Annotated in this window: 5 protein-coding genes and 1 pseudogene; 5 read left to right on the forward strand and 1 reads right to left on the reverse strand. The window is 50.9% G+C overall.

The window, feature by feature from the left end:
- Window positions 1-143, reverse strand: a pseudogene (locus AAGC78_RS16315) (carbonic anhydrase); the annotation flags it as partial.
- A 172-nt stretch (window positions 144-315) separates the two neighbouring features.
- Between AAGC78_RS16315 and sbcB the strand changes: the two are divergent.
- The 5 genes from sbcB to AAGC78_RS16340 all read left to right on the forward strand — a co-directional run.
- Window positions 316-1,785, forward strand: a complete 1,470-nt coding sequence (sbcB, locus tag AAGC78_RS16320) for an exodeoxyribonuclease I (protein WP_435785164.1) — start codon at window positions 316-318, stop codon at window positions 1,783-1,785.
- Between the two features lie 126 nt (window positions 1,786-1,911).
- Complete coding sequence (locus AAGC78_RS16325) at window positions 1,912-3,807, forward strand: methyl-accepting chemotaxis protein (RefSeq protein ID WP_435785165.1); 1,896 nt, start codon at window positions 1,912-1,914, stop codon at window positions 3,805-3,807.
- Between the two features lie 336 nt (window positions 3,808-4,143).
- Window positions 4,144-5,643, forward strand: a complete 1,500-nt coding sequence (locus tag AAGC78_RS16330; RefSeq protein WP_435785166.1) for a cellulase family glycosylhydrolase — start codon at window positions 4,144-4,146, stop codon at window positions 5,641-5,643.
- 254 nt (window positions 5,644-5,897) lie between these two features.
- Window positions 5,898-7,115 carry an argininosuccinate synthase gene (locus tag AAGC78_RS16335; protein ID WP_435785167.1) on the forward strand — a complete coding sequence of 406 codons (1,218 nt, stop codon included), beginning with the start codon at window positions 5,898-5,900 and terminating at the stop codon, window positions 7,113-7,115.
- A gap of 279 nt (window positions 7,116-7,394) precedes the next feature.
- Window positions 7,395-7,656, forward strand: a 262-nt coding sequence (locus AAGC78_RS16340) for a cbb3-type cytochrome c oxidase subunit I (RefSeq protein ID WP_435785168.1), incomplete at its 3' end; no start/stop codon positions are given.

The following is a 7,656-nucleotide window of genomic DNA, read 5'->3' on the forward strand; positions in this document are numbered from 1 at the left end:
GGTACACGGCTATCGGAACAGCCGATCCATAAATATTCCGGTGCTTGTTGTTTGGCCAGATTGGAAAAGAATTCAGGGTCTTGCTGTTTAATGTCTCCTGCCCACTTTATGTTGGCGGCAAACAGGCTGTCTAAATCACTCATTATCAGGCTCCAGGCAAATTCGGTGGTTAGCGAAAATCAGTGCGGTAATGGCACATCGAGACGCAAAAATCAGGCCGTAGTATAGGTGAAAAGTATAGGGGAAAGCAGCAGCCGGGTGTTACATTGCGTGTTTTGTTGCCCGATTTACGGTCGCTCTGAAGGGATAAATACAATGAAATCCGATGTGCAAAATACGCTCTATTGGCACGATTACGAGACTTGGGGTGAAGTCCCGGCGGTGGATCGGCCATCGCAATTTGCCGGTATCCGCACTGATGAAGATTTAAACATTGTGGGCGAGCCACTGATGATTTATTGCAAGCCCGCGCCGGATTTGTTGCCTAAGCCGGAAGCCTGTTTGATCACCGGACTTACACCGCAAATAGCAGAGGAGCGCGGTTTGAGTGAGCGGGAATTTATCGCGGCGATCCATGCGGAATTAGCGCGCCCCGGTACTTGTGGCGTAGGGTTTAACTCGATTCGCTTTGATGATGAAGTCACGCGCTACACGCTCTATCGCAACTTCTATGATCCCTACGAGCGCGAGTGGCGCAACGGCAATTCGCGCTGGGACATTATTGATATGGTGCGCATGACGCGCGCGCTGCGCCCCGAGGGAATTGAGTGGCCGAATTATGAGGACGGTCGCCCCTGTTTCAAATTGGAGATGCTGAGTAAAGCCAATAATTTGAAACACGAAGCCGCGCATGATGCGCTCTCGGATGTGCACGCAACTATCGCAGTAGCCAAGCTGATCAAAACCAAACAACCAAAGCTGTATGACTACGCTTATCGCCTGCGCGATAAACGCTTTGTCGCCAGCATGATTGATATCGATGGCCATAAACCGCTGCTGCATATTTCGTCGCGCTTTCCCGGCGAAAATGGCAACGCGGCGCTAGTGCTGCCGCTGGCGATGCATCCCACCAACAAAAATTCGGTGATCGCGTTTAATTTGGGATCAGACCCGCGCGCGCTTTTGACTCTGCCGGTCGAGGAGTTGCGCCTGCGTTTGTTTACCCGCACGGAAGATCTGCCGGAAGGCGTCGAGCGCTTGGCGCTAAAGGAAATCCACTTCAATAAAACGCCGATGTTATTACCTGCTGCCATGCTCGACGACCCGACTGCCCAGCGTTTGGCGATTGATAAAGCACGCTGCGAACAGCATTGGCAAACCCTGCGCGACCTCACTTTGAATGAACAGCAAGCGCTGCACCAGAAACTATTCCAGCTTTATACCAGTCAGGAGTTCGCCGAAAAAACCGATCCCGAACAAATGCTCTACAGCGGTTTTTTTGAGGAACATGACAAGCGCTTGATGACCCAAATCCGCCGCGCCGATGGTGAAGCCCTGGCCAATGCGGAGATCAGTTTTCGCGATCCGCGTTTGGGGGAAATCCTGTTTCGCTATCGCGCGCGCAACTTTCCCGTCAGCCTCAATAGCGACGAAAAAGCCCGCTGGCAGCGCTTTTGCCAGTGGCGCCTGACCGACCCTGAAGCCCAATCCAGCCTTACCTTGACTGAATTCCATGCGCGACTGGCGCAGCTGGCTGCCGATGCTAGTCTTACAGAGCAACAACAAATATTGCTAAAGCAATTGCAGTCTTATGCCGACAAGTTACAACAGCAGGCAAAAAGCTAAATAAAAGCAGAAAAAACAACGGACTGTCATGAGGGATTAAAAACAATCAACCCCTCTGGGGGCGATAACAAAAACAGCGCGATAACAATAAATTCCCAAGGTCACTACACAGTTGGAGTTCAGACAATGGCAGCTCGTTGGTCATTACGTAAAAAAATCAGCACGTCGGTCGCGGTTTCCCTTTTGTTGGTTGGATGCGCGGTTTCCTACCTTTCCTACAGTTCGGCAATGAAGGCGATGGAGGTCAATATCAATCGCCAGGTTGCCGGTATCTCGGCCACCTTTAGCAAATATGTAAGCGATTGGTTTGAGTTGAAGGGCAAGGCGCTCGAAGGATTTCCGGCTAGCGCAACGGAAGAAAATTACAACGCTCATCTCACGCAAGTAAAAATCTCCGCCGATGTGGATAACAGCTTTTTGGCGTTTGCCGATGGCAAGTTATACAACGCGAATAATCTGGTGATGGCGGCAGGCAATGACGACCCCCGCGTATGGGGTTGGTACATAGCGGCGATCAAAAATCCGCGCGCGACTTATATTGATAATCCATCAGTTGCGTCGGCCACCGGTAAAAATGTGGTGTCGCTGGGGCGCGCGGTTATCAATAGCGATGGCAGCGTTAAGGCGATTCTCGGTATCGACGTGGTGATTGACGATATTGTGCAGCAGCTGCGTGATATCGATTTGCCGGGCAATGGTTATATGTTTATCGCGCGCGGCGGCAAGATATTTGCCCACGCTGACCAAAAATTGCTGAGCAAATCCCTTATCGATATTTCTCCCGATTTGACCGATGCAAAACTGCAACAAATTCTGCGCGCAAAAGATGATTTGCACTTGATCCAATTGGATGGCAAAACCATGCAAGTGTTTGCCGACGCAATTCCCGGTGCGGATTTGACGTTGGTGATGGTGCTGGAGCGTGAGCAATTGGTTGGCCCGGTGCAATCCACATTGATGGGGCAATTGGCAGTGATTCTGGTGTTGTTGGTTGCAACGATCATTGCGCTTAATTGGTTTAACGGTGTGCTTTTGTTGCCGTTGCACAACGTTTCCCAATCGCTCTCTGATATTGCCTCTGGTGATGGGGATTTGTCGCGCCGCTTGCCGGTGACGTCCAATGATGAAGTTGGATTGCTTGCGGCGAACTTCAACTCGTTTGTTGATCACATGAACGATCTGGTAAAACACATCCGCTTGCAGGCGACTGACTTGCAAGATAACGCCCGCACCATGGCCGATTCAGCGGTGACATCGGTGCGCGATTTGGGCGTGCAGCAACAGCAAATCGGCATGGTCGCGCAGGCCATGAATGAAATGACCAATGCCACGCAAGAGATTGCCCATCACGCGGAACACACCGCGGAAGCCGTGCGTGAATCAGTAAGCAGTGCGAGCGATGGCAAACAGCAAGTGGATAAAACCCGCGATTCAATCGTTGGCCTCGCGCAAAAAGTGGAGCAGGCCGGCAGCGTAATTGCGACCCTGAATACCAACGTGCAAAACATCAGCGGTATTCTCGCAACCATCAAGGGCGTTGCAGAGCAAACCAATTTACTCGCGCTTAACGCGGCAATTGAAGCGGCGCGCGCCGGTGAACAGGGTAGGGGCTTTGCGGTAGTAGCCGATGAAGTGCGCGTGCTCTCGCAGCGTACTCACGCGAGTACCGAGGAAATTCAATCGATGATCGGTGCATTGCAATCGACCGCGCAAAATGCGGTGGCGATTATGGACGATAGTCGTCGCCTCGCTACCGGCAGCGTAGACAATGCCGATAACGCCTCCAGCTCCTTGGATAAAATCAATGCTGCCGTGGGGGCGATTAGTGGTATGGCCGCGCAGATTGCAACGGCTGCAGAAGAGCAAAGCCATGTGGTCAACGAGGTGTTGAATAACATCACCGCGATTAAACAAGTTGCGGACAACTCTGCTGATGTTGCTCACCAAGGTGATACCCGCGCAAAAAGTTTGCAGGATTTAGCGCGCGCACTTAACGATAAGGTTTCAACTTTCCGTTTGTAGTTTGTATGCGAAAAATCTGCTGAGTTGATGGCAGATTATGTAAATGCTGGAGATTAAAAAACCGGTGCAGAATTAACATCTGCACCGGTTTTTTTACGCCTGCGAATTGTGATGTTGAAGGAGAAATGGTTGTGGATTGAGTCCGTGCATTGGTCACACACAGGGAATGAGCAGAGAAAAGTATCGGAGCGGAAGTGAAAAGTGCCGCACTTGGTGCAGGGGGTATTTCATCCTTGCTGCTGATACGGACAGTGGCGGCTGTGGTAATGCCAATCCTGAATGTGTCTTCCTGAATTCTTCATTCTGATGAACTCATCCACAGAAGGAGCACCCCTTATGAAACATCGACTTATAAGTTCAATAAGTAGTCTTATCGCCACATTGTTTTTCGCGTTTGCAAGCGCACAGGCTGCTGCAGCGCAGTGCAATTGGTGGGGGCAACTTTACCCCGTTTGCGCAAATACCCAGAGCGGCTGGGGCTGGGAAAACAACCAGACCTGCGTCTCCCGTGCTACCTGCGTAACCCAACCGGCACCTTATGGTGTTGTCGGTAACTCTTCTTCCAGCGCAGCAGCTGTTTCTTCAGTCGCTGCCTCAACCGGCGGCTCCTGCGCTGGCATCGCCAACTGGAATGCATCGACCATTTATTGGGGTAATGATCGCGCCCAACTTAACGGTGTGAAGTACCGTGCAAAATGGTGGACGCAAGGCGAAAACCCGGCGCAAAACCCGACTGGTGTTTGGGCGGGTGAAGGTGCTTGTTCCGGCGTTGCGTCGAGTAGCTTGTCGTCCAGCAGCAGACCATCATCAAGTCTCGCGCCGAGCAGTAGATCGTCATCGAGCATCGCGCCCAGCAGCAGATCATCCTCCAGTATCCCGCGCTCAAGCTCATCTGCCAGCTCAATTGCGGGCACTACACCTATCGCGCGTCATGGTCGTTTGCAAGTCTGCGGCAACCAGCTGTGTAACCAGTACAACACACCGGTACAACTGCGTGGTATGAGCACCCACGGTATCCAGTGGTACGGATGGGGCAGTTGTTTGACCGAGGGTTCGCTGGATGCGCTGGCCAATGATTGGAAAGCCGATATCCTGCGGATCGCCATGTATGTGCAGGAAGGCGGTTATGAAACTGATCCCGCTGGCTACACCGCCCAGGTATCGCGCCTGATTGATGAGGCGACCGAGCGCGGCATGTATGCGCTGGTGGATTTCCATCAGTTGAGCCCGGGTGATCCTAACTACAACCTGCAAAACGCGAAGAATTTCTTCCGCGATATCGTCCAGGCTCACAGCAGCAAAACCAACGTGATTTACGACGTAGCCAATGAGCCGAATGGCGTGACTTGGGCGGGGATTAAGAGCTATGCCGAGCAGGTGATTCCGGTGATTCGCCAGTACAATCCCAATGCGGTAGTGCTGGTTGGTACTCATGGTTGGGGTTCAATGGGGATTTCCGATGGCCGTACTGCGCAGGATATTTACCAAAATCCGGTGAATGCGACCAACATCATGTATACCTTCCATTTCTACGCGGCGTCCCACGGTCAGTCGTATCGCGACAACCTGATCTGGGCGGCCCAGCGCTTGCCGGTATTTGTCACCGAGTTTGGTTCGCAGGATTACACCGGCGATGGTGCGAATGATTTCACCAGCACCCAGCAGTATCTGGATATCCTCAACCAATACAAAATCAGCTGGACGAACTGGAATTATTCCGATGACTTCCGTTCGGGTGCGGTATGGAAAACCGGCACTTGTTCCAGCAATAATTGGTCGACAACCAACTTGAAAGAAGCCGGGTTGTGGATGCGCGATAAGATGCGTAATCGCTAATTCCGACAGTGCTTTACCGCAAAGGCAACCAGTAATGGTAGCCTTTGTGTTTCCAGAATGTGTGCAAAACGATCAATCCTTCCCTGTTCATATGCAAAATTGGCTAATTCCCGAATAATCAAGGTGGGAATTTCCTGTTTTTGCGAGTAGAATTTTGCGCGCTAAATCAGCGCTCACTCCCTGCTTGTTTTGTCGCTGATTTTTTCAATAGTCTCCAATCAACAGCTTACTAGATTGTCTCGCGGGAGCTCCCTATGTCGTCTATCAAGAAAGTGGTCCTGGCCTACTCAGGTGGTCTGGATACCTCAGTGATCGTTAAATGGTTGCAAGAAAATTACAATTGCGAAGTGATCACCTTTACCGCTGACATAGGTCAGGGCGAAGAAGTTGAGCCCGCACGCGCTAAGGCTGAGGCTTTGGGCGTTAAACAAATTTATATCGACGATCTGCGCGAAGAGTTTGTGCGCGATTTCGTATTCCCGATGTTCCGTGCGAACACCATCTATGAAGGTGAATACCTGCTGGGTACTTCAATTGCCCGTCCTTTGATCGCCAAGCGTTTGATCGAAATCGCCAACGAAGTTGGCGCTGATGCGATCTCCCACGGCGCTACAGGTAAAGGTAATGACCAGGTACGTTTCGAGCTGGGTGCCTACGCACTTAAGCCAGGCATCAAAGTAATCGCTCCATGGCGTGAGTGGGATCTGACCTCGCGCGAAACCCTGATGGAATACTGCGAGAAGCACAATATCCCGGTTGATTACACCAAGAAGAAAAAATCTCCTTACTCTATGGATGCCAACCTGCTGCACATCTCTTACGAAGGCAAGGTTCTGGAAAACCCATGGACTGAAGCTGAAGAAGATATGTGGCGCTGGACTGTTGCTCCTGAAGCAGCTCCAGACAAAGCAACTTACCTTGAATTGACCTACGAGAAAGGTGACATCGTTGCTATCGACGGCAAGCCAATGTCTCCGGCTACCGTACTGGCTTACTTGAACAAAGTGGGTGGTGAGAACGGTGTTGGTCGTTTGGATATCGTAGAAAACCGCTACGTAGGTATGAAATCCCGTGGCTGCTACGAAACTCCTGGCGGCACCATCATGATGCGTGCACACCGCGCGATTGAATCCATCACCCTTGACCGTGAAGTTGCCCACCTGAAGGACAGCTTGATTCCGAAGTACGCGGACATGATTTACAACGGTTACTGGTGGAGCCCTGAGCGTCTGATGATGCAGGCGATGATCGATGAGTCACAAGTTCATGTAAACGGCGACGTACGCGTTAAGCTTTACAAAGGTTCTGTGAGCGTTGTTGGCCGTCGTTCTCCTGACAGCCTGTTCGATGAAAAAATCGCAACTTTTGAAGATGATGCCGGTGCATACAACCAGAAGGACGCGGAAGGTTTCATCAAACTGAATGCTTTGCGTATGCGTATTGCTGCAAACAAAGGCCGCACCCTTAAGTAACGGGAATTCGTCCTTAACTAAAAACAACAAGTGCCGAAATACTGGTTTGAGCAGAAAATATCCAATAATGGACTATTCTTCAAACCGGTTAAACGCGCATAAATAATTTGATAAATATCAATCCTTGTACCAGTTTGGTGAGACAAAATGCCACGCTTAGGGCAAAATGCCGCACCTAAAGTAGGGGTATAGGGTTGATGATCACCGTATAGCTTTGAGCGACAAATATCGCTGGCGAAATAAACGTTTTCATTTTTCTTTAAGTAATAGGAAAGTCCTATGGGTAGTCATGCGACAGTAGCTGGGGATCCTCCAGCATACGACTTCGATATAGTGCGCAAATTCTCCATTATGACCATTGTTTGGGGCATATTTGGGATGGGAGTTGGCGTTCTTATCGCATCTCAGTTGGTTTGGCCGGGTCTCAACGACTTGCTGCAACCATATACCAGCTTCGGTCGTTTGCGTCCGTTGCATACTAACGCGGTAATCTTCGCGTTCGGCGGTTGTGCGCTGTTTGCTACTTCCTACTACGTTGTAC

The sequence above is a fragment of the Cellvibrio sp. genome (assembly GCF_039207905.1).
Lineage (GTDB): Bacteria > Pseudomonadota > Gammaproteobacteria > Pseudomonadales > Cellvibrionaceae > Cellvibrio.

Excerpts from the sequence above, each read along its gene's own strand:
- sbcB (WP_435785164.1), top strand. The coding sequence starts at position 316 with ATGAAATCCGATGTGCAAAATACGCTCTATTGGCACGATTACGAGACT.
- AAGC78_RS16325 (WP_435785165.1), top strand. The coding sequence starts at position 1,912 with ATGGCAGCTCGTTGGTCATTACGTAAAAAAATCAGCACGTCGGTCGCG.
- AAGC78_RS16330 (WP_435785166.1), top strand. The coding sequence starts at position 4,144 with ATGAAACATCGACTTATAAGTTCAATAAGTAGTCTTATCGCCACATTG.
- AAGC78_RS16335 (WP_435785167.1), top strand. The coding sequence starts at position 5,898 with ATGTCGTCTATCAAGAAAGTGGTCCTGGCCTACTCAGGTGGTCTGGAT.